Genomic DNA, 25,609 nt, shown 5'->3' on the forward strand with positions numbered 1-25,609 from the left:
TGACAAACACGATGGCCGCGACCTCGGAGAGAACCATGACCCCGAACGGACAGATCGCAATCCCGCTTGACAAGGCCGCAAACAGAGAACCGTTTGTCCGGACAGTTGCGTGAATGAAACACCATCGCGATACCCGAGATCACGTAGTGACGTGTTCCGGATCAACGCCTCTTGCGTTGCAATGGACGTGGCAGCTGATGGCGTATAGCCGTCCGTGACCGCAGGTGCGGTTTGGGCATGCGCAGTGAAGGCGAACGCACCAATGGAAGCTGTTAATATCAAGACGTTTTTCATAAGGGTTAATACTGCTCTTCCAATTGGGTCGCTATGGACCGAGTTTGCTCAACAATTGTTTCTATTTCTTTTATTTCGGTATCTGACAAAGGTTGTCTGGCAGCATCCACACGTTCGGCTATCGCCAAGCCTTTGCGTATCGAGCTCTCAATCCCTTCCAGCTCCAACATGGCGGAATTTCCAGCCATATCGTGTAGTAGGCGGTGTATGTGCCGTGTTTGTGTTTCGCCAGAATCCGGCTGAGGCGTTGATCTCATCGCCTCCAGAATGGCATCCAAACGTCCGTTCAAGCTGTGCACAAAGCGCCTGCGCGTCTGCGCGACTTTGTCATCGTATGTGGGGTTTTCAGGCAGATCGGTCATAGCTTTTCCGTATGGTTGGCAATTGAGTGCAATTTTGCACCAAACAGTGGTGCCGATATTTTGAACTAACGAAACCAACGTGCTTCTCCAGATGAGGGTTCAGGAGGCGCACTACAAAAAACTACAATACGGGCCAGCTGTAATGGAAACGGCCAGACCACAAAACAACCCTAGAGGGAAAATATGGCTGAAGCAACTAAACAGCAGATGGGAATTTTGGACAAAACTGTGCTGACATAGGATTGAACGATCGCTGGGGGGGAATGTCGCAAAGTTTTGGATTTCAGTTGCGTTGTTGAGCGTGGCGAGCAAGGTCAGGTACTTTCCCGCAGTTCGCAGCACTCTCTGGATAAGTGCATCCAGCTAAACAGCTTTCTCAAACTGGCGGAAATTTTGCGACACTAGCCTGTGACATACGTTTGAAAAACATTCGCATTATCGCACTCATCAAACATTTCAAGTGCTTGCGGGAAATAAATTCACTGAAGGTTTTTGCGGTTACTTGGTAAAATCAGGCCGAAAGGCACTTCAGCTATCGGGCTTCCCTATCAGGAGCAGGTCTTATCAGACCATCTATACCTGATAGGGAGAGTGCTACAGTATCTTGGCAATAGGGTGCAATTCCCGACCGTAAATTGGTTTCATGACACAAACAACTCATCATATCGCTTCCCGGCTGATACGGACCGCCTGAACTGGCAAAAATCGGTGCATCGACGTGCGCCGAATCCGAAAGACCCGTGAGAAAGCGATACTTGTGTTTAATTTCCCCAAAGGCCAATCATGCACTAACTTTCAATTTGGACCACTCAAGTGGGGCTGCTCAGTTTTGACTTTGCCGAAACTTCGTTCCGTCGAATTTCTTGATGACGATCTCTATCGTGATGTGCGAACTACCGGACATTTCCAGCGAACTGTGTTTGGAGATTTGAAGACGAACGGTGTGAAAGTCTGGGTTCATTGGATTTCTTGGACAGAAGACTACCCGCCTCCAGCTTACAATGGACGGTCATGGCGCTTACCTCAAGGCCGTTACAGACGCTTTCTCAGGCGATGTAGACTACGCGCGATGCTGATTAAGCACTACGGCAATCCTACAGGCACAAAAGACCACGAGCTGAATGCACAAGCGTGACAAAAGAGGCAATCTTTGGCAACCCGATCATGGAAGATGTTGGCACGTCCCACATTGAACGCCAGAATCTGACAATGCGTATGGGTATGCGCCGTTTTACTCGCCTTACGAACGTCTTTTCTAAGAAGGCGGAGAACCACGCATACGCCGTTGCGCTTCATTTCATGCACTACAATTTTGTTCGCACACACAAGACGCTTCGTATGACGCCAGCAATGGCCGCTGGTTTGGTTGAAAGCCCTTGGGAAGTTGAAGTGGTTGAGGAGGCAGAGGACTCCACACCAAAGAAGCGTGGCCCTTACAAACCGCGTGCGAAAAAAGATAATTCAAAGTGATTCACTACCGTCAGAGGAGGCTTACTATGTAAACCTGAGCGCGCTCGATAAAGTTGCTTGAGAATAACTAAACAGTCTGCGGTAAAACTGGGGCGGTGCACCCTAAGCATCTATACGCAAGTAACATCCTTTTTGTGAAAACAGAACTTGTTGGGAAAATGACAGTACTTTTCGGGTAGGTTCCATTTTCACACGTTGAAAAGCTACAAGAAAGCTCTCTTCCTGTTCGCCTGTTTTCCAAAAGTCTGGGTTTTTAGGGAAAACGTCAACGTTTCATAAAACTGTGACAGTCGGACGTTAAAAGGTCCACTACCGCTTGTTTTTGACCATCTTGTGGTGAATCCGAGCATTTAGAATACCATCACAGACTCAAATAGGAAAATGTTGACGATGAAATTCTCAAAATCCAGCCTCACCCGCCGCAGATTGCTCGCTTCAGGTATGGCAGCGCCTTTCGTAAGTGCGATACCGGGTCTTCTCACGCCAGCACGCGCGAGTGAAACAACCAAGATCCAGTTTATGTATCCGGTAGGCGCGTCTGGTGACATCAACACCATCATTTCCGGAATGATCACGGAATTTAACGAAACCCATGACGGTGTTGAAGTCGAAGCGATCTATTCAGGGTCATATGATAACACCGAGCAAAAAGTGATTACATCTCTTGGTGTGGGAGAACCGCCGTCATTGTGGTTGCCGATCAATTCTGCGCTGCAAACCTTTCTTGGGCTTGATGCGATTGAGGATCTCACCGAACAAGCGAAATCCGACGATATTTATGATGACTTTATCAGCGGCTTCATTGACACAACCGTGTCGGAAGATCGCCTTTACGGGCTTTCTTTCCAAGCGTCGACGCCCGTTCTTTATTACAATAAAGACGCCTTCGCAGAGCGTGGCATTGAAAACGCGCCAGTCACTTGGGACGATTTGCTAGAAACTGCAAAAGCTCTGACTATCCGTGATGGTGACGCGCTTAAACGTTGGGGCCTGATCATCGGTGGCGGCTGGCATGACTGGATGTTCGAAGCTTATTGCCGTCAAAACGGTCTTGTGCCATGGGAAAAGGACAAGGTTCTGTGGGATCGTCCAGAAGCAGTTGAAGCACTGAATTTCTGGAAAACGATGGTTGATGCGGGCTGTATGCCAAAAGCGTCAACATGGCAGGGGGCAGCAAACGACTTTATGGCGGGCACGACCGCGATGCTGTACCACTCAACCGGCTCGTTGACGAACCTGCGCAAGTCCTCTCCGTTTGAGGTTGGCGTGGCTTTCATGCCCAAGAAAAAGACATTCGGTGCAGCCCAAGGCGGTGGTCCGATCATGATCGCCAAGAAACAGTCAGACGCTAAAAAAGAGGCCGCTTGGACCTTTGCGCGCTGGATGACCAACACGCAAAACCAAGCTGCGTGGGGCGAAGCCACCGGTTATCTTGCCGTGCGCAAATCGTCATGGGAGCAACCAGAGATGCAAGCCTATCTTAAAGAAGTGCCACAAGCCAAAGTCGCACTGGATCAGGCCGCCTACTCGGGCGCATTTCTTCAGGTTCCTGCCTATTCCCGTGCCCGCGATGTGTTGAAAAGCGCGATCGACCGGACGTTGGAGGGTGAAGTTGCCGCTGAAGCCGCTTTGACTGACGCGACAGCAGAAGTGAACCGCGAGATCACGCGCGTTCTGCGCCGCCAGAAAGGCTAACCAACGCAATATTGAATGACGCGGCGACTTTGCCGCGTCATTCTTTTTAAGAAGGCTTCCCATGTCCAAGACCTTTGCCCGGGCACGTAGAAACGAGATGTTTCTGGCGTATGCCTTTCTGCTTCCTTCGCTCGTGTTTCTTGCGACCTTTACCTATTGGCCGATCCTGCGTTCTATCTGGTTCAGCTTGCATGACGTGATGTTGGGCGATCCGGAAATCTATTGGCTTGGGCTTGAAAATTACACCCGCTTGCTTGACGATCGATTGTTCTGGAAAGTGCTTGGAAATACGGCTTTCTATACGTTAACGACAATTCCGATTTCGATAGTCGTGGCTTTGCTTTTGGCTGTGGCGATGGATAGCAAACTGCGCGGCATGGCGATTTACCGTTCGGCCTTTTTCTATCCTGTGATGATACCTTCTGTAGCCGCTGGAATGGTTTGGGTTTTTCTTTATGCCCCAAGCTATGGACCCGTGAACGAGGCGCTGACAACTGTGGGCTTGCCGCGTCTGGATTGGCTCTATGACAGCGATTGGGCAATGCCTGCGCTTGTGATTATGAGCGTGTGGAAATACTCGGGCTATTTCATGCTCATTCTACTCGCGGCGTTAAAGCTGGTGCCTTCCGATCTATACGAAGCGGCCAGACTTGATGGTGTCAACGCATGGCATCGCCTGATTCATATAACGATCCCGTTGGTATCACCCACGCTTTATTTTGTGATCATCATCGGAACGCTGCACAGCTATCAGGTCTTTGACTACGTCTATATCATGACACAGGGCGGCCCCGCCGATAGCACCAACGTGTTGACCTTTTACATATATCAAACGGGATTCCAGTATCAGGATATCGGGTACGCTTCGGCACTCGCCAATGCGTTGCTTTTCTTTGTTCTGGGCCTGATCGGCCTTGTGGCAGTGACTTTGGGCCGCAAGGTTCACTACCTCGGAGAGCGTTGATGACCACTACAACCCAAACCGAACTTCCCAACTCGCCCAAGCGTTTCAACTGGCCGCGATTTCTACGGGATCATTGGTTGCATGTTGTCATGATACCTTTGGCAGCGCTTTGGCTTAGCCCGATGATCTGGATTCTATTGACCTCGCTAAAGACCGACGTCGAGGTTTTCGATCAGAGCGCGGGTTTCCTGCCTGAAAAGTTGAACTTTTCAAACTATCCCAGCACCTTGTCGGTAGCCCCTTTTGGAACCTATCTAATCAATTCCATCATCGTCACGGGCAGTATTCTGGCGGGTCAGTTGGTCACGATAACGCTGGCGGCATATGCCTTTGCGCGGATGACTTTTCCGTTCAAGAACCTGCTGTTCACGCTGTTCTTGTTGCAGGTGATGTTCCCGATTTATGCAATTTTCCTGACCAATTTTGTGACTTTGCAAGAGATGGGCCTGCTTAACACGCTGTCGGCCATGATCGTGCCGTTCATTGCATCGGGGTACGGCACATTTATGCTGCGCCAGAGTTTTCGGCAGGTGCCTTCCGAACTTTCGGATGCCGCGCGGCTGGATGGTTGCAACCATCTGGAAATTTTATGGCACGTGTTCCTGCCGCTTGTAAAACCGACGCTGATTGCCTTTGCTATCATCTCGGTGGTGACCCATTGGAACGATTATATGTGGCCGCTTCTTGTGACCAATTCCGAGAATGTTCGTACTTTACCGATTGGATTGGGGCTTTTGGCCAAAGCGGATAGCGGGGCTGACTGGCCACGACTGATGGCGGGAACCACTCTTGTCGTATCGCCGTTGCTGCTGCTCTTTATGATCTTCCAGCGCCGTTTCATCGACAGCTTCATGCATACCGGCGTCAAGTAGCGCCACCTACCGGAGACCCAAAATGGCGACCGTTCAACTCACGAACATCTGCAAATCCTACGGCAAAAGCAAAACCGTTCACAACATCAACCTGACGATCGAAGATCGCGAGTTCATGGTCATGGTGGGCCCTTCGGGTTGTGGTAAATCCACGACCTTGCGCATGATCGCGGGGCTCGAAGATATCACCTCGGGTCAGTTATTGATCGACGGTCAGGATGTCACGGACACTCAACCGCAAAAGCGGGACATCGCAATGGTGTTTCAAAGCTATGCCCTTTACCCGCACATGACTGCCTATCGCAATATGGCGTTTGGTCTGCTGAAAACCACGCGTCTGTCCAAGTCCGAGGTTGATACCCGTATCCGTGACGCAGCCGAGATTTTGAGTATCACTGACCTGCTGGATCGCCGCCCCAAGGAACTATCGGGGGGCGAGCGCCAACGTGTCGCCATTGGGCGTGCCTTGGTGCGCAAGCCCAAGGTGTTCCTTTTTGACGAGCCGTTGTCGAATTTGGATGCCAAGCTGCGTAGTCGCATGCGGGGTGAGCTAAAACGGCTTCATAACGAATTGGGGTTAACGGTCATTTATGTCACCCACGACCAGATCGAAGCGATGACGCTTGGTACGCGCGTCGCGATGCTGTCAAAGGGCGCGTTACAACAAGTGGGCGCACCGATGGATATCTATATGAACCCCATCAACACCTTCGTGGCGACCTTTATAGGCAGCCCTGAGATGGCCTTGATCCCGTGTGGAACAACAAATGGCAGGGTCGGTCACGCCAGTTTTACCCGTGATCTTGATATGGGGGGGGATCTCCCGTCAGATGTGTTCATTGGAGTTCGTCCAGAAGAGGTGACCCTTTCCAGGAGTGGGATGGCCCGCGGAAGGGTGGAACGCACCGAATTGATCGGTGCTGAGGCCTTGATAGAAGTGGCTTTGGGGGAAGACCGGATGATTGTGAAATCCCCCGTTTCCGAGGCACCTTCAACCGGAGATGAGGTTGGTCTGGATTTCGATCTTGACCGGTTGCGGTTGTTCAATCGTGGTACCGGTCATGCAATCAGGACTGAACGCTGATCTGCGTACTGTTAATGGGTCAGCACGTTTGTAGCGGTAAGTTGCGACAAGGCATTACCAAGTAGACATGTTACACGGACCGTCTTGGCCTCGGGCGCCCAACCGAAGATGGACTTCAGGCGCATGTTGGCGAGAGGGCGGCCCCGCCGAAGATCTTTTGGCCGGTACTGTCCACCACCAGAAGCATCGGAGTGCGACCATTCGGTCTCAGACCGGTCTAAATGGCGGTATCACTGAATTGTTGACCGGCCTCACTTACCACTTGCCGGATGTGTTCAAGCCGCGACAGCTCCACTTGGAAATTTTCTGCATTCAAGAGCAGGGGCATCCGAGTACTGGCTACGTCCGACTATGCTGCTGGTGCCGCCATGATCGGCTTGAAAATGGCTGTAGAGTGGTCACAAGAATAGTCAGCAACATGATTTGCGGCACTATCGGCAAGTTCAAGCACGGCGGCGATGATGGTATCGACCTCGGCGTCGGTTGCGAGAAAACTGAAGTTCAGGCGGGTAAAACCCGGCTTATCAACCTCGCTTCCTGATAGGATTTGGCGTCGCATTTCTTGCGATGTTTCTTGGTCAATGCCAAGCACCCGATGCACATAGGGGCCGGCACAGGCACAACCGCCTCGTGCCTGAACGCCAAAGTAATCTGACAAAAGGCGTGTGACCAATTGCTGATGCACATAACCACCTTTGCCGTTGCGCAACCGAAGTGAAAAGATCGGCAGCCTTTCGCAGTGGGTGTTTCCTAGGATTTCTATGTTGGGGTGGGCGCGCCATGCCCGCATCCCTCGGTTTAGGGTTTCGCGGTTGCGATTGTTGATAAAGTCCTGAGTGATAACTGCCTTTACAATAAAGCATAGCGCTGCACGGATGTCGCCTATGACATTTGGCGTGCCAGCTTCTTCGCGGGCTTCGACGTTGCCCGAATAGTCATGCGACGCGGGAGAAACAAAGCGCACAGTCCCGCCGCCAGGCAACGTAGGTTTGTCTGAGCGCACCGCGTCATGGCGCAACAGTAAGACGCCGGAGGCTTGCGGCCCTCCCACAAATTTATGGGGCGATAAGACGACGGCATCAATTAGCGCATCCTTTGCGGGGCATAAATCAATCGGTAGATATGGGGCACCACCAGCAAAGTCCCATACCACCGCCGCACCAGCGGCTTTTAGCATGCGGGTGACTGCGGTGACGTCCGTCACAATGCCTGTCACATTGGAAGCCGCCGAGAAGGATCCGATAATGGGGCGGCCTTTTACGCGGGCCAATGTATCTGCAAGAACCGTCATGCACGGCCCACCTGTGGTGGCCTCAGGAACTTCGATGACTTCCGCACCGCTTTCGCGCCATGGCAGAATGTTGGAATGGTGTTCATAAGGTCCAATCAACACGACGGGTGATTGACCCTGCGCCACCATTTCGGGCAAACCTAAAAGGTGGACCAGCCGGTTAATTCCAGCGGTCGCGCCCGAGCCGGTGAAAATCACGGCATGGTCCTTGTTCGCGTTAACTTCGCTGCGGATCACATCCCTCGCTTCACGGCGCAAACGGGTCATAAACCCACCAACATAAGATGCCTCGGTGTGGCTGTTGGCGTAAAAGGGCAGCAATTCCGTAAGAACAAACTCTTCGATCTGGCGAAGCGCACGACCAGAAGCAACGTAGTCTGCATAAAGCAGCTTTTTCGCGCCAAACGGCCCGTCTATGGTTGCGTCATGGCCGATTAAGCCATCGGTTAAATCTTCCACAACTGAAGCTGACAGTAATTGCTTGCGAAAACGGTCGAACAGGCTTTGGTCTGTAGGTGTGGTCATTTTGAACGGGTCCTTCGTGTGCTGTTTGATGTTATAGCCTGTCAGATGGGTAAAATTTCACTTGATTTTGTCATCTTGCACCCAATATTGGGTCATATGATTGAAATGGATGCCATAGACCGCAAAATATTAACCGCTCTTCAAAAAGAGGGTGCTTTGTCGCAACGTGAAGTGGCCGAAAAAGTCGGGCTCTCGCAAAATGCTTGCTGGCGCCGCGTGAAGCGTTTGACTGAAACGGGCGTGATAGAGGGGTATGGTGCCAAACTGAATGCAAAATTGGTGGGGCTCGACCTTACTGTTTTTATGATGATCCGTACCCGTCAGCATAATGAAGCCTGGCAGAAAAATTTCCGCATTCAGGTCGCTACAATCCCGGAGATTGTAGATGTGCATCGGATCGGGGGCGAATGGGATTATCTGATTAAGGTGGTCACATCCTCTATGGAAGGGTACGACCGCGTTTATAAAAACCTGACATCCAAATTGGATCTGGAAACGGTGACAGGTCTTTTTGCGATGGAAACAATTTTGGAAAGCCAGCCCCTGCATCTGCCTTGATGTGTGTACTGTCAGATTTGGCGGTGTAGTCCAGTTGATTGATCCCTTTTGCAAAGGGCCATATAGATGGAATGTGCCAGTGGAGAGAAAAGATTCAGATAAAAATTATTGATCCGCGCGTGTCGCAGTGGGGACTGCCACAATACCAAACCGAGGGCGCGGCCGCTGTTGATCTGTTTGCGTGCGTTGATGACCCGATGTTCATCGAAGCCCAAGCGCCTGCTGTACTTGTTCGGTCTGGTATCGCCATTTCTTTTGGTGACTTGTCGATTGCTGGCCTTGTTTTGCCGCGATCTGGATTGGGCCATAAAAAGGGTCTAATATTGGGGAATACAGTAGGATTGATCGATCCCGATTATAACGGAGAGATATTGATCAGTGTCTGGAACCGCAGCGAAGTGGGGTCCCCTCCTATCGAAATCACCCCCGGCGAGCGGATTGGCCAATTGGCTTTTGTACCGATTGTGCGGCCGTCTTTTGAAGTGGTGGAAGAGTTCACTAATCAGACTATGCGCGGTGACGACGGCTTCGGGTCGACTGGCAGTTAAACTTCATGTAGCGCATTTGAGATGCCTTTTTGCATAGCTGTGTGACGGGGCATGGCCCAGACCAGAACGGAGTGAGCGTATGTTGGTAGTTTTTCTCATCGTTGTCATCTGGGGTCTTGGCGTGGTGTTTCACATCCCGCGTGTACTGCGGTGGCGGCTGATTGGCTTGCTGCTGCTGGGTGTGATTGTGGCTCATTTGATTTTACCTGACGGGAACACGCTACGTACGGCCATTGGGGGCGACGCCGTGCTGTGGATGATTGCCGTGGGGGCAGGTGCGCTGGTGTGGGCCTATTCACAGGTTATAGTAATTTTGCGTAAACGCTCTGGCTTAGAGGCTGAAAAACAATCCATGCCTGCGAACAAGCAAGGCAGTTTTTCCGAGGCCGAGCTAAACCGCTATGCCCGCCATATCGTTTTGCGTGAGGTGGGCGGCGCAGGGCAAAAAGCGCTAAAGAACGCCAAAGTGTTGGTTGTGGGGGCAGGGGGGCTTGGTGCGCCTGCGTTGCAATATCTGGCGGCAGCAGGCGTGGGCACCATCGGCGTGATTGATGCCGACACGGTAGAGAACACCAATCTGCACAGGCAGGTGATCCACAAAGACGCCTCTATTGGCATGGCCAAGGTCTTTTCTGCCCAAGCTGAAATGCAGGCCCAAAACCCTTTTGTCACGGTGCGGCCGTATAATCGCAAGCTGGATGATACAGTCGCGGCTGAGTTGATAGCAGAATATGATCTGGTGCTGGATGGCACCGATAATTTTGAAACGCGTTATCTGGTGAATGCCACCTGTGTGGCCGCTGGTATTCCGTTGATTTCGGGCGCGCTGAGCCAATGGGAAGGGCAGCTTAGCGTGTTTGACCCTGCCCATGGCGCGCCGTGTTATCAGTGTATATTCCCCCAAGCACCCGCGCCGCATCTGGCACCCAGTTGTGCCGAGGCTGGCGTGATCGGGCCGTTGCCCGGTGTGGTAGGTGCGATGATGGCGATGGAAGCGGTCAAAGTGATCACGGGGGCAGGTGCCCCTTTGCGCGGGCAAATGGTGATCTATGATGCGCTTTATGCTGAGAACCGTACCATCCGCATCGCCCCGCGCAGCGACTGTCCGATTTGCGCCTCTAGGCATGCTTAACACGGGGCCAACGCATTGTATCTCCTGTGTCGCGCTCCTAGGTTGAGCACAAAGGAGATCACCGTATGAACATGCTGCTGCAAAACTGGACCACCCCTTTTGGCCTCGCGCCATTTGACCAGATCACCGACAAAGACTTCGCCCCCGCTTTGCAAGAAGCGCTGAGCGCGCATAACGCCGAGATCGCAGCGATCGCAGATAATCCCGCGCCTGCCGATTTCAGCAATACGATTGAGGCGCTGGAATCCGTCGGCCATCTTTTGGATCAGGTTTTGGGGGTGTTTTTCACTGTTGCAGGGGCCGATAGCACACCTGAACGCGAGGCGCTGCAACGTGACTTCTCCCCGATCCTTTCGGCGCATTTCTCGGAGATTTCCAGCAACAAGGCATTGTTTGAACGGGTTGATGCAGTGTGGCAGGCGCGCGATGCGCTAGCGCTGAGTGAAGAGCAAGCGCGTGTTCTGATGCTGACGCACCGTGGCTTTGTGCGTTCAGGCTCTGCGCTGACGGGCGCGCAAGAAGACCGGATGAAAGAGATCAAAAACCGCTTGGCGGTGTTGGGGACAGAGTTCACCCAGAATTTGCTCAGTGATGAGCGTAGCTGGTTCATGAAACTAGGCGAAAATGATCTGCAAGGCCTGCCTGAATTTGTGATCGACGCTGCGCGTGCGGCCGGAGAAGAGAAAGAAGCAGGCAGTCCTGTGGTCACGCTGTCGCGTTCGCTCATTACCCCGTTTTTACAATTCTGCCCACGCCGCGATCTGCGCGAACAGGCGTTTAAAGCTTGGGAAGCACGCGGCGCAAATGGCGGTGAAACAGACAACCGCGCCATTGCGGCCGAAACATTGGCATTGCGCAAGGAACGCGCTGCCTTGTTGGGGTACGATTGCTTTGCTGATTACAAGCTAGAGACAGAAATGGCCAAAACACCTGAGGCGGTGCGCGATTTGTTGATGCAGGTCTGGGAACCCGCCAAGGCGCAGGCAAACGCCGATGCCGACGTGCTGACAGCCATGATGCATGCGGATGGTGTGAACGGCGATCTTGCCCCGTGGGATTGGCGCTATTACGCAGAGAAACGTCGCGCTGCGGAACATGATCTGGATGAAGCAGCGCTTAAACCTTATTTCCAACTTGATCGGATGATCGAGGCGTCATTCTCCTGTGCGACCCGTTTGTTCGGATTAGAGTTCAAGCCGTTGGATGTGCCGCTATACCACGCTGATTGCCGTGCATGGGAAGTAACCCGTAAGGGCGAGCATGTCGCTGTCTTCATCGGTGACTATTTCGCACGCGGTTCTAAGCGCTCTGGCGCGTGGTGTTCGGCTATGCGCGCGCAGGCGAAGTTCCCAAAGGTCCAAGCGCCTGTGGTGATCAACGTTTGCAACTTTGCCAAAGGCGATCCGGCGCTTTTGTCTTATGATGATGCACGCACACTGTTTCATGAATTTGGCCACGCGCTACATCAGATGCTGTCTGATGTGACCTATGAAAGCGTGTCTGGCACGTCAGTTGCACGTGACTTTGTGGAACTGCCCAGCCAGCTTTATGAACACTGGCTGGATGTGCCAGAAGTCTTGGGTGAATTCGCCACACATGCGAAAACGGGTGCGGCAATGCCGAAGGAACTTTTGGACAAAGTTTTGGGCGCAGCCACCTTTGACATGGGGTTTCAGACTGTTGAATATATCTCTTCGGCGCTGGTTGATCTGGCCTTCCATGAAGGTGAGCCGACACAAGATGTGATGGCGAAACAACGTGAGGTTCTAGAAAGCATTGGCATGCCTGCTGCGATCACCATGCGCCATGCGACACCGCAATTTGCGCATGTGTTTTCGGGCGATGGATACTCTAGCGGATACTACAGCTATATGTGGTCGGAGGTTATGGATGCGGATGCATTTGAGGCCTTTGAAGAAGCGGGCGGTGCCTTTGACCCCGATTGTGCCAAGGCGCTGGAGGATAACATCCTATCCACAGGCGGCAGCCGCGACGCGGTAGAGCTTTATGTGGCCTTCCGTGGGCGGTTGCCCGGCGTAGAAGCATTGCTGAAGGGCCGTGGTTTGGTCTCTGCCTAGATAAGTATCGGGGAGCGCCGCGATGCCGCGCTCCCCGATAGGGATCAATACCCCAAAGACCGATCAACGAGGTTGATATATGCCTCACCCGCTTCGCCACGGCGGATGTTTTCGACGATGGATTCACTGGCCGTGATGGCGCGGGTTTCTGCGGCGATATGCGGTGTTACGGTGACTTGGGGATGTGCCCAAAAGGGGTGATCCTGTGGAAGCGGCTCGATCCGGAAAACATCCAAAGTCGCATGGGCAATGTGACCTGTGTCCAAGGCCCCAATCAATGCATCATCATCAATCAAAGGCCCACGGCCCGGATTGATGATGAATGCCCCACGTGGCATTTTCGCAAGCGTTTCGGTGTTGAATAAATCCGTTGTTGCTGGTGTGTCAGGCAGCAAAGTTACTGCAATCTCGGCGCGGCTGAGGGCTTCATCTAGCCCCTTGTTACCGTGAAGGCAGGTCACACCCGCAACATCCTTGGGGCTGCGTGACCAACCCGTGACGCGAAAGCCCAGACCCAGCAGCATTTGCGCGCAGGCGGTGCCTAGCGCACCAAGGCCGAAGATGACAACTTCACGTTCACGCGCCAGAGGCGGCGCTTTGGTGATCCATTTTTGCGCAGGGTTCACGATGTGGGCGTCCATGCCTAAATGATACCGCATGACATGGCCAGTCACCCATTCCACCATGCCAGACGTCAAACCGGGGTCCACCATCCGCGCCAACGGGATTTTTAATGTCTCGTTGCCAGTGATCTTTTCAACACCAGCCCAAAGATTCAGCACTGCCTTGGCGCGGGTGTAGGGGGTGAAATCTTGCAGGTCGCTGTTGGGGGCGTAGACAATATAGTCGACGTCTTGGGCAGGGATGTCTTGTGACAGATGCGCAGTGATGCCTGCGGCGTCTAGGGCGTTGTGCAAGGGGGATTCATAGGTGACCCAGCGTTCCGGCTTGGCGGCAAAAAGAACATTGATCATTTTGCAAATGCCCCGTTCATATCTGCCAACCCTTTGACTTCGACGGGGTTACCCGACGGGTCCATAAAGAACATTGTCGATTGCTCCCCTGGTTCACCAGGGAAACGGGTTTGGGGTTCAAGAACAAAATCAACGCCTTGGGCGATAAGACGATCCGCCAGAATACGCCATTCGGCATAGGGTAATACGACACCAAAATGCGGCATTGGCACTTTGTGATCCCCAACCAGTCCTGTGGCGGCGACTGAGATAGGGGTGCCAAGATGGCAGGAGAGCTGGTGGCCAAAAAAGTCGAAATCAACCCAAGTTTGAGTGCTACGGCCTTCCTCGCACTGCAACAGGCCGCCGTAAAAAGCGCGCGTCTGGTCTAGGTCAAGGACATTGAAAGCAAAGTGAAAAATGGACATGGCTGACTCTCGATTTGATGGACTCACCAATGGATACTCCAGCAAACGCCGAAAATAAAACAATATTAGCGTGGTCTGTGGACATGGGCGGATTGAACAAGCCCAAATGCCAATAAAAGCACCAACATTGCAGAGCCGCCGTAACTCACCATTGGTAATGGTACACCCACAACAGGCGCCAGCCCCATAACCATCGACATGTTAACGGCAAAAAATAGGAAAAAGTTCAAGCCAATGCCGAGTGTCAGAAGAGAGGAGAACCGATCCTTGTTCATCACGGCAGAGGCGATACAAAATGTCACGATCAGCCCGTAGAGGGTCAAAAGCGAGATGCCGCCAACAAAGCCGAATTCTTCGGCCAAGGTAGTGAAGATAAAGTCGGTTTGCTTTTCCGGCAGGAAGTTCAGGCGTGATTGTGTACCTTGCATAAACCCGCGCCCCATCCATCCCCCCGACCCAAGAGCGATCTTGGATTGAGCGATGTGATAGCCCGTACCCAGCGGATCTGTGCTGGGATCAAGAAACGTATCAATCCTGAGAAACTGGTAGTCTTTGATCATTTGCCAATCTGTGCCACGCGATTGAAAGACCGCAGCCACTAATCCGACACCAGCAGCAAGCACAGCGGCAAAATAGGCCCAATGTACACCGGCGAGAAACATCAGACCGCCCCCTGCCGCCAGAAGCAGGATCGCCGTTCCCAGATCAGGCTGTTTGATGACCAATAGAGTGGGGGCAATGATAATTAGGACAGGCAGCAGGACCCATAAAGGGCGGGATGTTTTTTTGGCGGGTAACCAATCATAGTAGGCCGCAAGAAACATAACGAGGGTTATTTTTGTCATCTCGGAAGGCTGTAGCCGCAAGGGGCCCAACTCGATCCAGCGTTGCGCACCCATGCCAACGGCGCCGAAGAATTCGACGCTGATCAACAAAATAACGGAGACAGCATAAGCGACCCCAGCAAGGTTGCGCCACATCCAGATCGGCACCAACCCGATAGACAGCATAAGGCACAACCCTAGGGCAAAGCGCTTCATTTGAGGGCCAGCCCATGGCGTATAACTTCCACCAGCGACTGAATAGAGCATCAAAAATCCTGTGCCAGCGACAGCGGTGAGGAGCAGGATCAAGGGCCAGTTCAGGAACAAAATCTTGCGCAAACCAGTTGGGGTCGATTTGACCGTATATTCAAGATAGCTCATGCTTGGTCTTTGCTCTTGTTGATCCGTGCCTCAGGCTGCACATCGCGCAGGGCGCGTTGTTGGGTTTTGATCCTGCCCCGATCTGCACTGGGATATGCGTCCAAAGGAGGCTCTCCGTTGTAGAGGGCCTGCAACATGACGTCACGGGCAATGGGCGCTGCCGCAGTTGAGCCGCCCCCCCCGTGCTCAACCAGAACAGCACAGGCAAAACGCGGGTTGTCATATGGGGCAAAGCTCACAAACAGGGCGTGGTCACGCTGTTCCCATGGGACGCTTTTGTTATCAACAACGGCCGAGCGCACCTGACTTGTGCCGGTCTTTCCGGCCATGCGCATGCCTTCGGCAATAATGCGGCTGCGATAGCCGGTGCCACGTCTGTCATTCACAACCGAATACATGGATTTACGCATTTTGCGCAGATTGCTTTCGCGCATGCCAAGCGATTCATTCCCTAAAACGGGCTGTTCGACTCCGTTAACCGACTTGATCAGCCGCGGCGTCACTTCGCGTCCCGTGGCAAGCCGTGCGGTCATGACGGCGAGTTGCATGGGCGTGGCCAGCATAAAGCCTTGGCCGATTGAGGCATTCACAGTATCGCCAATCACCCAGTCTGCCCCCCGTTGGCGCAACTTCCACTCTTTTGTAGGCGTCAGGCCAGAATTGACCGAACTGAGCGCAAGGTCATGCTTGATGCCGAGACCAAAACGATTGGCCATGGCCGAAATTTTTTCGATCCCGACCTTGAGTGCTAGATCATAGTAGTACACGTCACAGGAGCTTTTGAGAGAGCCTTCTAGATCAAGCCAACCGTGGCCCGCACGTTTCCAACAGTGGAACCGGCGACCGCCTACTTCCAGATGACCGGGGCAATAGACAGTGTCATCTGGGCTGATGATCCCTTCTTCTATCGCGGCCATCGCTGTAACCATCTTGAAACACGAACCGGGCGGATAGGCGCCTTGCACAGTTTTGTTTACCAAGGGGCGGTATTTATCGTTGAGCAGCGGGTCATAATCGCGTGACAAAATGCCACCGATGAACAGGTTCGGGTCATAAGACGGGGCTGAGCTGTTGGCGAGGATATCGCCTTTTTCACAGTCGAGGATCACAACCGCAGCGCTTTCGCCTTGCAGGCGGGCCTGCACATAGTTTTGCAGCTTTGCATCAATCGTCAACTGTAGGTCAGCACCTGATTGACCCTCGCGACGCTCTAGTTCGCGCATCACACGGCCCGTTGCGTTCACCTCTACCTGCCTGTTGCCGGCGACCCCCCGCAGCAGTGGTTCTTCGCGGGCTTCCACGTTGATTTTGCCAATTTGAAAGCGTGGAATGCGCAGCACGGCATCAGGGGATTCAAGTGCCTCAAGGTCTTTAGGGCTGACACTGCCCACACGTCCGACAACATGGGCAAAATCCGAACCGCGGGGGTAAACGCGTGTAGTTCCCACCTCTGGCGAAACGCCAGGCAAGGCGGGAGCATTGACCGAGATGGCACTTACCGCGTCCCAGCTGACATCTTCTGCAATAGTGATCGGTAAAGAACGGTCACCCCGACGCCCCAGTTCTTCGCGCGCCCTTTCGGTTTCCTCAGGTGAAAGGTCGATTAATTTTGCAACGCGGTCCAGCACGGCATTAAAATCGCCCGCATCTTCACGCACCATGATGATACGGTAACTTGGCACATTCTTGGCCAATTGCATCCCGTTGCGGTCAAATATCTCTCCGCGCACAGGCGGGATCAAACGAATGTTGATCCGGTTCTCTTCTGCAAGCAGGCGAAACTGGTCGGCTTGATCGACTTGCAGGTACCACATGCGGGCGGCCAATCCGCCCATGAACAGTAGCTGCACGCCCCCCATTAACGCAGCACGGCGGCTGAGCTTTAAGTGGCTGGCGTCTGTATCGGCTCTACTATGTCTCATATGTATTGCGCCTCATGATCTCACCCGCGCGCGCCCATCGAGTCGAGCTCTCCGGGCGCGGCGCGGCGCACACCCATCCCTGAGCGGGTAACAAAAACAACCGCCGGGTAAACGATAATCGTCATGCCAAGTTCTATCAGGCTGAGTCCCAGTTGAGGGGGTGTCACCAGCAGTATAGATAACACAATCCGGTTCATCAGCAAAATGCCAACCAGTAATATGGACACGGCAAGCCATTCTGCGCCGAAGGTTGAATCGCGCAATGTGCGGCTGCGTCCACGAAGGTTTTCGCACGATAGCAGTGCAAGCGCGGCCCACAATCCGGGAGGACGTTGTAACAATAAATCACTAAGCAAAAACACGCAGGCCAGCACCAGCATCGGTACGTATTCAGGCCGCCGTAAAGACCACGCAAATGCAAAAGATATCAAAAGGTCCGGCCCGATCCAATTTCTGGTGGTTGAGTGTTTCAGCAGGTCGCGCAGGCGTGCTTCTGCTGGATCAATATTGGCCAATGGCGGGAAGAGATCCGGTGTAAAAAGGCTTACGGGTTGGGTATCTATTGGCAGAAGTTGGAAAAATAGGATGATCAGCGCAAGTACGACAAACAGGCTGCGCATTAACCAAAGGCGGGTAGGGGAAAGCTCGTCCATGTGCATTATTCGTCTGCCGCGGTCGGTTGGGCCTCGTCCGGTTGTGACGGCAAGGTGCGCCTGTTTACTGTGTCTGTAATGACAGAAGGCGTTGTAACAACGGCATCTGTGCCGTGGTGGCGCAGAACACGCAAAAACTCCAACCGCTCGAAGTCAGCAGCAAGCCGAACGCGCAGGCGGCCACTGGGGTCAGCCGCGATTTGTCCGATCAGCAGGCCTTCGGGAAACACCCCACCATCACCAGAGCTGATAACCCTATCGCCGGGGCGCACCAGATCAGGGTTTTCCAGAAAATCGATGGGCGGCGCAGATGAGTTATCACCGGCGATGATCGCGCGTTGCCCCGAAGGCTGGATCACAGCGGGAATGCGGCTGCTGGTATCGGTAAGCAAGATCACCCTTGCAGTGTTTTCCCCAAGGCCAGAGATGCGCCCGACAAGGCCTATGCCATCCATTGTTGCCCAGCCTTCAACCAACCCGTCGCGTGCTCCTACGTTGAGCAGAACAGACTGCCGGAAGGGTGAACCCGAGTCGGCCAGCACAACACCTGTCACATAAGTCAGGCGCGGATCGAGACGCACTTTGTTCAGGTCCAACAGACGGGCGTTCTCCTGCTCCAGCTGTAGGGCGGCTTCTTTCCATGTTTGCATGCGCCGCAATTCGGAACGGAGTTCCTGATTTTGCGCGGCTAGGCGTTGGTAACTTTGAAAATCACGAAGCAAGTTGATGCTGCCTGTGACAGGGGCCATAGCCCAACTCAGATTGGGCACGAATTTATCTGTAACCTGCGCGCGAAAACGCTCAACACGTGGGCTATCAATGCGCCACAGTAAGAAAATCGCACCCAAAATCACAACCAGCAACGCCATCAAAAGGCGCCGCAGTGGTCCTGTGTAATCACTGGAATTATATCTGTCTCTGGCCATGACGGCTTGGCGCCCTCCTTAGGCCTGTGCCTTGATGTCGTCTATCGAGACGATATCAGCTGTCGTAGTCAATAGCGTGGCGCAACTGTTTTTCATACTCAAGAGCTTTGCCAGTGCCGAGCGCCACACAATTTAGCGGCTCGTCCGCAACAGAAATTGCCAGACCTGTTTGTTCCCGCAGGGCCAGATCCAGATCACCCAACAGAGATCCCCCACCCGTGAGCATCACACCACGGTCCACAATATCCGCAGCCAGATCCGGCGGTGTGGTTTCAAGCGCGGTCATCACGGCTTCGCAAATCTGCTGTACGGGTTCGGCCAATGCCTCGGCAACCTGTGCTTGGGTCACTTCGATTTCTTTTGGCACACCGTTCAACAGGTCGCGTCCGCGCACCTGCATCGAAGTACCGCGCCCGTCGTCGGGCATACGTGCCGTACCGATAGAGGTTTTGATCCGTTCGGCGGTTGTTTCACCCACCAAAAGATTTTGCTGACGGCGCAGGTAACTGATGATCGCTTCATCCATGCGGTCACCCCCGACGCGCACCGAACGTGCATAAACGATGTCGCCCAAGGACAAAACCGCAACTTCTGTTGTACCACCACCGATATCCACAACCATGTTGCCTGTCGGGTCGGTGATTGGCATGCCTGCACCAATGGCGGCAGCAATCGGTTCGGCAATTAGACCAGCGCGGCGCGCACCGGCACTCAGCACCGATTGGCGGATAGCGCGTTTTTCAACGGGAGTGGCACCATGGGGCACGCAGACGATGATTTTGGGCTTGGAGAAGGTCGAGCGTTTGTGAACTTTACGGATGAAATGTTTGATCATTTCTTCGGCGGTATCAAAATCAGCAATCACACCTTCGCGCATTGGACGAATCGCTTCAATGCTGCCGGGGGTCCGGCCTAGCATCAGTTTCGCATCTTCACCGACGGCCAGAACTTTTTTGACACCGTCTTTGACGTGATAGGCTACAACCGAGGGTTCGCTGAGCACGATACCTTTGCCTTTGACGTAAATCAGGGTGTTCGCGGTTCCCAAATCGATCGCCATATCGGATGTGAACAGGCCGCGGAGGTTTCCAAAGATCGTCATGTGGGGCAAACACCTTGCAAAATACGTATACGCCCGCGACTCTCACAAGGAGCAGGCTGCGCTCTTATAGGGCTGCATAGCGTGGGGATAAAGGGGGAGTTGCTTCTCATTCGGCATGATTGTGCCTGTATAGGTAGAAGGCTGCGGTCGACTCTCTGTGAGAGCGCGCCGGTGGTCAAGAAAAGGGGCGGGATCAACCCGCCCCCATGGTTTTAGTTTGCGTCTTTGTAGTTAATCTCGCGTTTGTCAGTGCCGCCTTTCTCGCGGCGCACCAACAAGCGGTTGAGTGCATGGATATAGGCGCGCGCTGAAGCAACAACCGTATCGGTGTCTGCGGATTGGCCTGTTACAATGCGGCCGTCCTCTTCTAGGCGCACGGAAACCGTGGCTTGCGCATCGGTGCCTTCAGTGACGGCGGCCACTTGATACAGTTGCAAGCGGGCAGAATGTTCCACCATTGCTTTGATGCATTTGAACGACGCATCAACAGGGCCGTCGCCGTCCTGTTCGGTGCTGTGCTCAACATCGTCGATGAGCAGCGTCATTTTGGCGTGGTTCGGGCCATCGGTGCCGCAGACTACATGCATGGATTGCAATTTGATTCTATCTGCTTCTGGATCTGTTGCAATGCGCATCAAGGCGATCAAATCTTCGTCGTAGATTTCCTTTTTGCGGTCGGCCAGTTCTTTGAACCTTACAAAAACATCCTTGAGCTGGTTATCCCCCAACTCATACCCGAGGTTCTCGAGCTTGGAGCGCAGCGCAGCGCGGCCCGAGTGTTTGCCCATGACGATATTTGTCTCGGTCAAACCCACGTCTTCTGGGCGCATGATCTCGAATGTTTCGGCGTTTTTCAGCATGCCATCTTGGTGGATGCCGCTTTCATGCGCAAAGGCGTTTTTACCGACAATGGCCTTGTTGAACTGCACGGCAAAACCACTGACAGAGGCAACACGGCGCGAAATGTTCATCAATTTGGTTGAATCAACACGGGTTTGGAAGGGCATGATATCGTTGCGTACTTTCAACGCCATCACAACTTCTTCCAGGGCGGTGTTGCCTGCACGCTCTCCCAAGCCGTTGATTGTGCACTCAATTTGACGCGCCCCAGCTTCGACAGCGGCAAGGCTGTTGGCTGTGGCCATGCCCAGATCGTTGTGGCAGTGGGTGGCAAAAATGATCTCATCTGCACCTGGAACACGTTCCAGCAACATACGGATCAATTCCGCGCTTTCGCGTGGTGCGGTGTACCCTACGGTATCGGGGATGTTGATCGTTGTTGCACCCGCTTTGATAGCGATCTCAACTGTGCGGCACAGGTAATCTGCCTCGGTGCGGGTGGCATCCATCGGGGACCACTGAATATTATCACACAGGTTGCGCGCATGTGTGACCGTTTCGTGGATGCGGTCGGCCATTTCGTCCATGTTGAGGTTCGGAATGGCGCGGTGCAACGGTGAGGTGCCGATAAAGGTGTGAATACGCGGGTTTTTGGCGTGTTTTACGGCATCCCAGCAGCGGTCAATGTCACCGAATTGCGCACGGGCAAGGCCGCAGATTTGGGCGGTTTTGGCCTGACGCGCGATCTCGGAGACGGCAGCGAAATCGCCCTCGGAGGCGATGGGAAAGCCTGCTTCGATCACATCCACACCCATTTCATCGAGCAACTGTGCGATTTCCAGTTTTTCCGCATGGGTCATTGTGGCACCCGGCGATTGTTCGCCATCGCGCAATGTGGTGTCAAAGATCAAGACGCGGTCTTGTTTTGTATCGGTCATGTTAGGGGCTTTCTGTTGTCTGCTTTTGCTATTCTTGGCGCGCGGCACATCCCTCTGAGCGGGCGCGCCGGATGGCACGCTCAGAGGCGGGCTAGCAGTAGCAGGGATGCACGCAGCATTGGCGCAGCAATTTGCGCTTGGTGAGGGATATGTGCGGCGTTTGTCATGAATGTATTTATAACGGCGGTTTTTCAGATGGGAAGAGAAAGAATGCAGTCTTTATCAGATGACCGCCCGAAGGCGATCATCACAGGGTTTATAGGCAGTAATAGAGATGGGTATCTGTCAGGAGGTGCTTGAGACCTTCATGAGGATGATACCTGCAACGATCAGCGTTGCTGCAAGGATGCGCGCAGGGGTGATCGGCTCTCCCAGCGCGATGATGCCCACGCAAAACGCACCAACTGCGCCAATGCCCGTCCAGACGGTATAGGCTGTGCCCAGCGGCAGCGAGCGCATCGCAAGCGAGAGTAGAACAACGCTTGCGATCATTGTGGTGATGGTGATGACGCTGGGAACCAGCAGCGTAAAGCCGGCCGATTTCTTCATGGAATAGGCCCAGACGATTTCGAGTAAGCCAGCGAGCGCGAGTAGAATCCAAGGCATTGGTTAGCCTTTCTTTGTCAATTTCGGGTCGTCCCGAGAAATACAAAAAGCGCGGGTCGTCCCGCTGGCTTTGCGCTTAATGTGGTTTTCAAAAAGGGGCAATGAAAATGATTATCTGTGGGTTTCGCGGCTATCCTTTGGGGCTTCATCGCGGTCAAACATGCCATAGTCGCGGATCACATGGGCAATGCGCAGGTGGTAATCGGTGAATATCCCGCCGCGGCCTGATGTTTGCGCGGCGCGGTGTTTGGTCAGGCGGCGCCAGTCGGCCACGGCCGCTTCGTCACGGAAAAAGGAAAGCGACAGGATTTTGTCGGGGTTGGTCAAGCTCTGGAAGCGCTCGACCGAGATAAATCCGTCAACTTCGTCCAGCAACGGACGCAGGGATGCTGCAATGTCGAGGTATTCTGCTTTGCGGTCTGGGTGGGGCATCACTTCGAAGATGACTGCGATCATTTGGCGGCTCCATGTGGGGTAGAGGCTAAGGTGAGGAATGTGCGATCTTCGCGCAAGAGGAACTTCTCAGATTGCGCAAATTCATAGTTTTCGCGGCCCAATGGATCAGCGGACAGGCGTGCCCGGTAGGCTTCGTAGTCGGCCAGAGACGGGATGTTATAGATGCCATAGGCAAGTGTAGATGACCCTTCGTGTGGGGCATAATATCCAATCAGATCAGCGCCGCAGCGCGGTATCGCTTGTCCCCAGTTGCGGGCGTATTGCTTGAATTGTTCCTTCTTCGTCGGGTCGATCTGATAGCGGATGATACAGGTAAGCATGGTTATTTCCTTTTGTTGCCTAACCCTACTTAGCCTGTTGTTCTGCGTTTATGCTTCGCTTACGATCGAACTATGAAAGAAGGTCCAGACATTGCACGTATTGCAGCGTTGATCGGTGATCCGGCACGCGCCAATATCCTGAGCGCCCTGATGAGCGGCAAGGCGTTAACAGCCACCGAGCTTGCTTCGGAAGCGGGCGTGACGGTGCAAACCGCCAGTGCGCATCTGGCAAAGCTGGAGGCGGGTGGGCTGACGGCGGTGCGTAAATCGGGGCGGCACAAATACATATCTTTGGCGGGGCCGCATGTTGCGAATGTACTTGAGGCGCTGATGGGGTTGGCTGCGGGGCAGGGGCATTTGCGCACGCGCACAGGCCCACGTGACGTCGCGCTGCGCGAAGCGCGCGTGTGTTACAACCATTTGGCGGGGGCACGCGGGATCGCAATGTTTGACGCGATGTTGGCACATGGTCATCTCACTCAAGCGGGTGAAACCTTGGCGCTGACTGCATCGGGAGAGGTATTTGTCACCGATTTCGGAGTGGATATCGCAGCGCTACGCCGTGCGCGTGTGCCCTTGTGCCGAAGCTGTCTGGATTGGAGCGCGCGGCGGACGCATTTGGCAGGCAGCTTGGGCCGTGCAATGCTGGCACAGATGGAGCTCCAAGGCTGGGCGCATCGGCAAGCAGGGAGCCGCGTTGTTACTTTTACTTCACAGGGGCGCAGGGGATTTGAGACGTGGTTCGGGCCGCTGCCCAGTCTCTGATCCGCCCTAATAATAAATACGGCGCGTTAAAGCTGCTTACTCTGTAGCTTCCTCAGGCTCTTCTTGATCGACTAGGGCCTCTGTTCCGATCTCTTCTGCGGGTGCGGTGCTGAGGGCATCATTGTCCCAATCCCCTGCTGCTTCTTCCCCTGTCGCATAACGCATCGTGCCACTGCCATGCCGTTTGCCGTCTTTGAATCGCCCTTGATAGACATCGCCGTTGGCATATGTTGCCGTACCGTTGCCGTTGATCGCGCCGCCTGCCCATTGGCCATCATAGACAAAGCCGTTGGCCATAGTGATCTTGCCCGTGCCCTCACGTTGGCCCGCAGTAAATTGTCCAACATAAAGGGTGCCATCTGGATAGGTGGCAGTTCCAGAGCCATCGCGCAGCCCGTCTTTCCACGCGCCCACATAGGTGCGACCGTCACCGTAGTCGAGTGTGCCTTGCCCCTCGTTGCGGGCATCTACAAAGCCGCCTTCATAGACCATCCCGTTGGGGTAAGTGGCGCGGCCTTGGCCTTCAATGACGCCAGCAACCCAATCCCCCTCATAGGTTGAACCATCGGGGTAGGTGATTTTGCCAGTCCCTTCGGCAAGATTATCCAAGAAGATTCCAGTCTGAACAGAGCCGTCGGGATAGGTGACTGTGCCTTGCCCTTCTGCGCGTCCTTCGGCCCACATTCCTTCATAGGTATAGCCGTCAGCGCCTTTAAACGTTCCGGAGCCATTGCGCTGGTCGTTCAGGTATTCGCCCGTATAGCTATCGCCGGAGGCGGTGGTTGATGTGCCTGTGCCTTCGCGGCGACCCGCCACTAAATCGCCCTCATAGGTGTCGCCATTTGCGGAAAGGATTTTGCCTTTACCGTTCAACTGGCCTTCGGACCACGTCCCTTCGAGGGTAAAACCTTCGGGGTGCACCAGTTTACCTGTCCCAGACCGCGCCCCGTTCACGACGGTGCCTTCATAGACCGCACCTTCTGCGTCTTTGATTACGGCTTGGCCCGTGGCCAGACCGTCCAGCCAGTCGCCTTTGTATTCATAGCCCGAAGGCGTTACCAGTACACCTTTGCCGTGGCGCTTGCCATTGCGAAAACCGCCTTCATACCGCTCGCCGCTCGCGTGAACAGCAACGCCTTGTCCTACAATCGTGCCGTCCAGCCATTCGCCCTCATAGGTGCCACCATCTGCCATGATGATTTTGCCGATGCCGTCAGGTTTACCTTTGGCAAAGTCGCCCTCATAGACAGAGCCATTTGGAAAACGGGCAGTGCCCTTTCCTTTTATCTCGCCCTCGACCCACTGGCCGTCATATTCGTAGCCGTTTGGTAGGACATAGCTGCCAGTGCCGTGCTGTAGCCCATTTTTGAATGTACCCTCGTAGACGCCGCCGTCTTCATATTGTTTGCTCAGCACTTGGGTGTTCTGAGCAAACGCTGATGCAAGCATCAAGGGCGTGAAAGCAGTGGCAAGGAGCAAGGTGCGTAGGGTCATGGCTGTCCTGTGGGCTGGGGCGGCTGTTGTTGCGGGCAGACTAGTGATCCAGACACCAAGGGGCAACGCCCTTTTGCCGCTCTGGCGGTTTGCGGGCTTCCCCTTAGGCGATGATCTGCTACATCGAA

The 25,609-nt window shown here is 53.9% G+C and carries 23 protein-coding genes and 1 pseudogene; 10 read left to right on the forward strand and 14 right to left on the reverse strand.

Features of this window, described 5'->3' with window-relative positions; all coding sequences use genetic code 11:
• Window positions 1-299 precede the first annotated feature (299 nt).
• On the reverse strand, window positions 300-656 hold the full coding sequence (locus GGR95_RS11785; RefSeq protein WP_184566057.1) for a hypothetical protein: 357 nt from the start codon (window positions 654-656) through the stop codon (window positions 300-302).
• Window positions 657-1,793: 1,137 nt separating this feature from the next.
• Here GGR95_RS11785 and GGR95_RS11790 point away from each other — a divergent pair.
• From GGR95_RS11790 to GGR95_RS11810, 5 genes and pseudogenes are all read left to right on the forward strand, one after another.
• Window positions 1,794-2,126 (forward strand): annotated as a pseudogene (locus GGR95_RS11790) (IS1 family transposase); the annotation flags it as partial.
• 390 nt (window positions 2,127-2,516) lie between these two features.
• Complete coding sequence (locus tag GGR95_RS11795) at window positions 2,517-3,821, forward strand: ABC transporter substrate-binding protein (protein WP_184566061.1); 1,305 nt, start codon at window positions 2,517-2,519, stop codon at window positions 3,819-3,821.
• A 61-nt stretch (window positions 3,822-3,882) separates the two neighbouring features.
• Window positions 3,883-4,785: a carbohydrate ABC transporter permease gene (locus tag GGR95_RS11800; protein ID WP_184566063.1), complete on the forward strand. Its 903-nt coding sequence runs from the start codon at window positions 3,883-3,885 to the stop codon at window positions 4,783-4,785.
• Window positions 4,785-5,657: a carbohydrate ABC transporter permease gene (locus tag GGR95_RS11805; RefSeq protein ID WP_184566065.1), complete on the forward strand. Its 873-nt coding sequence runs from the start codon at window positions 4,785-4,787 to the stop codon at window positions 5,655-5,657. Before GGR95_RS11800 ends, GGR95_RS11805 begins: the two co-directional genes overlap by 1 nt.
• A gap of 22 nt (window positions 5,658-5,679) precedes the next feature.
• On the forward strand, window positions 5,680-6,741 hold the full coding sequence (locus GGR95_RS11810; protein WP_184566067.1) for an ABC transporter ATP-binding protein: 1,062 nt from the start codon (window positions 5,680-5,682) through the stop codon (window positions 6,739-6,741).
• A gap of 349 nt (window positions 6,742-7,090) precedes the next feature.
• Here GGR95_RS11810 and GGR95_RS11815 read toward each other — a convergent pair whose 3' ends face one another.
• Window positions 7,091-8,557 carry an aminotransferase class V-fold PLP-dependent enzyme gene (locus tag GGR95_RS11815; protein ID WP_184566069.1) on the reverse strand — a complete coding sequence of 489 codons (1,467 nt, stop codon included), beginning with the start codon at window positions 8,555-8,557 and terminating at the stop codon, window positions 7,091-7,093.
• Window positions 8,558-8,575: 18 nt separating this feature from the next.
• Between GGR95_RS11815 and GGR95_RS11820 the strand changes: the two genes are divergently transcribed.
• The 4 genes from GGR95_RS11820 to GGR95_RS11835 all read left to right on the forward strand — a co-directional run bounded on the left by GGR95_RS11820 (window position 8,576) and on the right by GGR95_RS11835 (window position 12,873).
• Window positions 8,576-9,115: an Lrp/AsnC family transcriptional regulator gene (locus tag GGR95_RS11820; protein WP_343042239.1), complete on the forward strand. Its 540-nt coding sequence runs from the start codon at window positions 8,576-8,578 to the stop codon at window positions 9,113-9,115.
• A gap of 71 nt (window positions 9,116-9,186) precedes the next feature.
• The gene (gene dut / locus GGR95_RS11825) at window positions 9,187-9,663 is read left to right on the forward strand and encodes a dUTP diphosphatase (RefSeq protein WP_184566071.1); all 477 of its coding nucleotides are present in this window, start codon (window positions 9,187-9,189) and stop codon (window positions 9,661-9,663) included.
• Window positions 9,664-9,742: 79 nt separating this feature from the next.
• A complete protein-coding gene (locus tag GGR95_RS11830) occupies window positions 9,743-10,795 on the forward strand; it encodes a HesA/MoeB/ThiF family protein (protein WP_184566073.1) in 1,053 nt (350 codons plus the stop codon).
• Between the two features lie 65 nt (window positions 10,796-10,860).
• A complete protein-coding gene (locus GGR95_RS11835) occupies window positions 10,861-12,873 on the forward strand; it encodes a M3 family metallopeptidase (protein WP_184566075.1) in 2,013 nt (670 codons plus the stop codon).
• Window positions 12,874-12,917: 44 nt separating this feature from the next.
• Here GGR95_RS11835 and GGR95_RS11840 read toward each other — a convergent pair whose 3' ends face one another.
• The 11 genes from GGR95_RS11840 to GGR95_RS11890 form a co-directional block, all read right to left on the reverse strand.
• Window positions 12,918-13,847 (reverse strand): 2-hydroxyacid dehydrogenase, encoded by a 930-nt coding sequence (locus tag GGR95_RS11840; RefSeq protein WP_184566077.1) that lies wholly within the window; start codon window positions 13,845-13,847, stop codon window positions 12,918-12,920.
• Entirely contained in the window at window positions 13,844-14,254 is a 411-nt protein-coding gene (locus GGR95_RS11845; RefSeq protein ID WP_184566079.1) for a VOC family protein, read from the reverse strand. Before GGR95_RS11845 ends, GGR95_RS11840 begins: the two co-directional genes overlap by 4 nt.
• Before the next feature lie 65 nt (window positions 14,255-14,319).
• Window positions 14,320-15,459 (reverse strand): rod shape-determining protein RodA, encoded by a 1,140-nt coding sequence (gene rodA / locus GGR95_RS11850; protein ID WP_184566081.1) that lies wholly within the window; start codon window positions 15,457-15,459, stop codon window positions 14,320-14,322.
• Window positions 15,456-17,381 (reverse strand): penicillin-binding protein 2, encoded by a 1,926-nt coding sequence (gene mrdA, locus GGR95_RS11855; protein ID WP_184566083.1) that lies wholly within the window; start codon window positions 17,379-17,381, stop codon window positions 15,456-15,458. Before mrdA ends, rodA begins: the two co-directional genes overlap by 4 nt.
• Before the next feature lie 20 nt (window positions 17,382-17,401).
• Entirely contained in the window at window positions 17,402-18,034 is a 633-nt protein-coding gene (locus tag GGR95_RS11860; protein ID WP_184566085.1) for a rod shape-determining protein MreD, read from the reverse strand.
• 5 nt (window positions 18,035-18,039) lie between these two features.
• Window positions 18,040-18,960 carry a rod shape-determining protein MreC gene (mreC, locus tag GGR95_RS11865; protein ID WP_184566087.1) on the reverse strand — a complete coding sequence of 307 codons (921 nt, stop codon included), beginning with the start codon at window positions 18,958-18,960 and terminating at the stop codon, window positions 18,040-18,042.
• Between the two features lie 55 nt (window positions 18,961-19,015).
• Complete coding sequence (locus GGR95_RS11870; protein ID WP_184566089.1) at window positions 19,016-20,062, reverse strand: rod shape-determining protein; 1,047 nt, start codon at window positions 20,060-20,062, stop codon at window positions 19,016-19,018.
• Window positions 20,063-20,274: 212 nt separating this feature from the next.
• Complete coding sequence (locus GGR95_RS11875; protein WP_184566091.1) at window positions 20,275-21,840, reverse strand: 2-isopropylmalate synthase; 1,566 nt, start codon at window positions 21,838-21,840, stop codon at window positions 20,275-20,277.
• Between the two features lie 285 nt (window positions 21,841-22,125).
• Window positions 22,126-22,446: a DMT family transporter gene (locus GGR95_RS11880; protein WP_184566093.1), complete on the reverse strand. Its 321-nt coding sequence runs from the start codon at window positions 22,444-22,446 to the stop codon at window positions 22,126-22,128.
• A 111-nt stretch (window positions 22,447-22,557) separates the two neighbouring features.
• Window positions 22,558-22,902: an antibiotic biosynthesis monooxygenase family protein gene (locus GGR95_RS11885; protein ID WP_184566095.1), complete on the reverse strand. Its 345-nt coding sequence runs from the start codon at window positions 22,900-22,902 to the stop codon at window positions 22,558-22,560.
• Window positions 22,899-23,222 carry an NIPSNAP family protein gene (locus GGR95_RS11890; RefSeq protein WP_184566097.1) on the reverse strand — a complete coding sequence of 108 codons (324 nt, stop codon included), beginning with the start codon at window positions 23,220-23,222 and terminating at the stop codon, window positions 22,899-22,901. The genes GGR95_RS11885 and GGR95_RS11890 overlap by 4 nt, the downstream gene beginning before the upstream one ends.
• 72 nt (window positions 23,223-23,294) lie before the next feature.
• On the opposite strand from GGR95_RS11890, the gene GGR95_RS11895 reads away from it, so the two are divergent.
• A complete protein-coding gene (locus GGR95_RS11895; protein WP_184566099.1) occupies window positions 23,295-23,987 on the forward strand; it encodes an ArsR/SmtB family transcription factor in 693 nt (230 codons plus the stop codon).
• A 36-nt stretch (window positions 23,988-24,023) separates the two neighbouring features.
• Here the strand turns inward: GGR95_RS11895 and GGR95_RS11900 are convergent, their stop codons facing one another.
• Window positions 24,024-25,481, reverse strand: coding sequence for an MORN repeat-containing protein (locus GGR95_RS11900; RefSeq protein WP_184566101.1), 1,458 nt, complete (start codon window positions 25,479-25,481; stop codon window positions 24,024-24,026).
• Window positions 25,482-25,609 lie beyond the last annotated feature (128 nt).

This window comes from Sulfitobacter undariae, from assembly GCF_014196805.1.
Taxonomy (GTDB): Bacteria; Pseudomonadota; Alphaproteobacteria; order Rhodobacterales; family Rhodobacteraceae; genus Sulfitobacter; species Sulfitobacter undariae.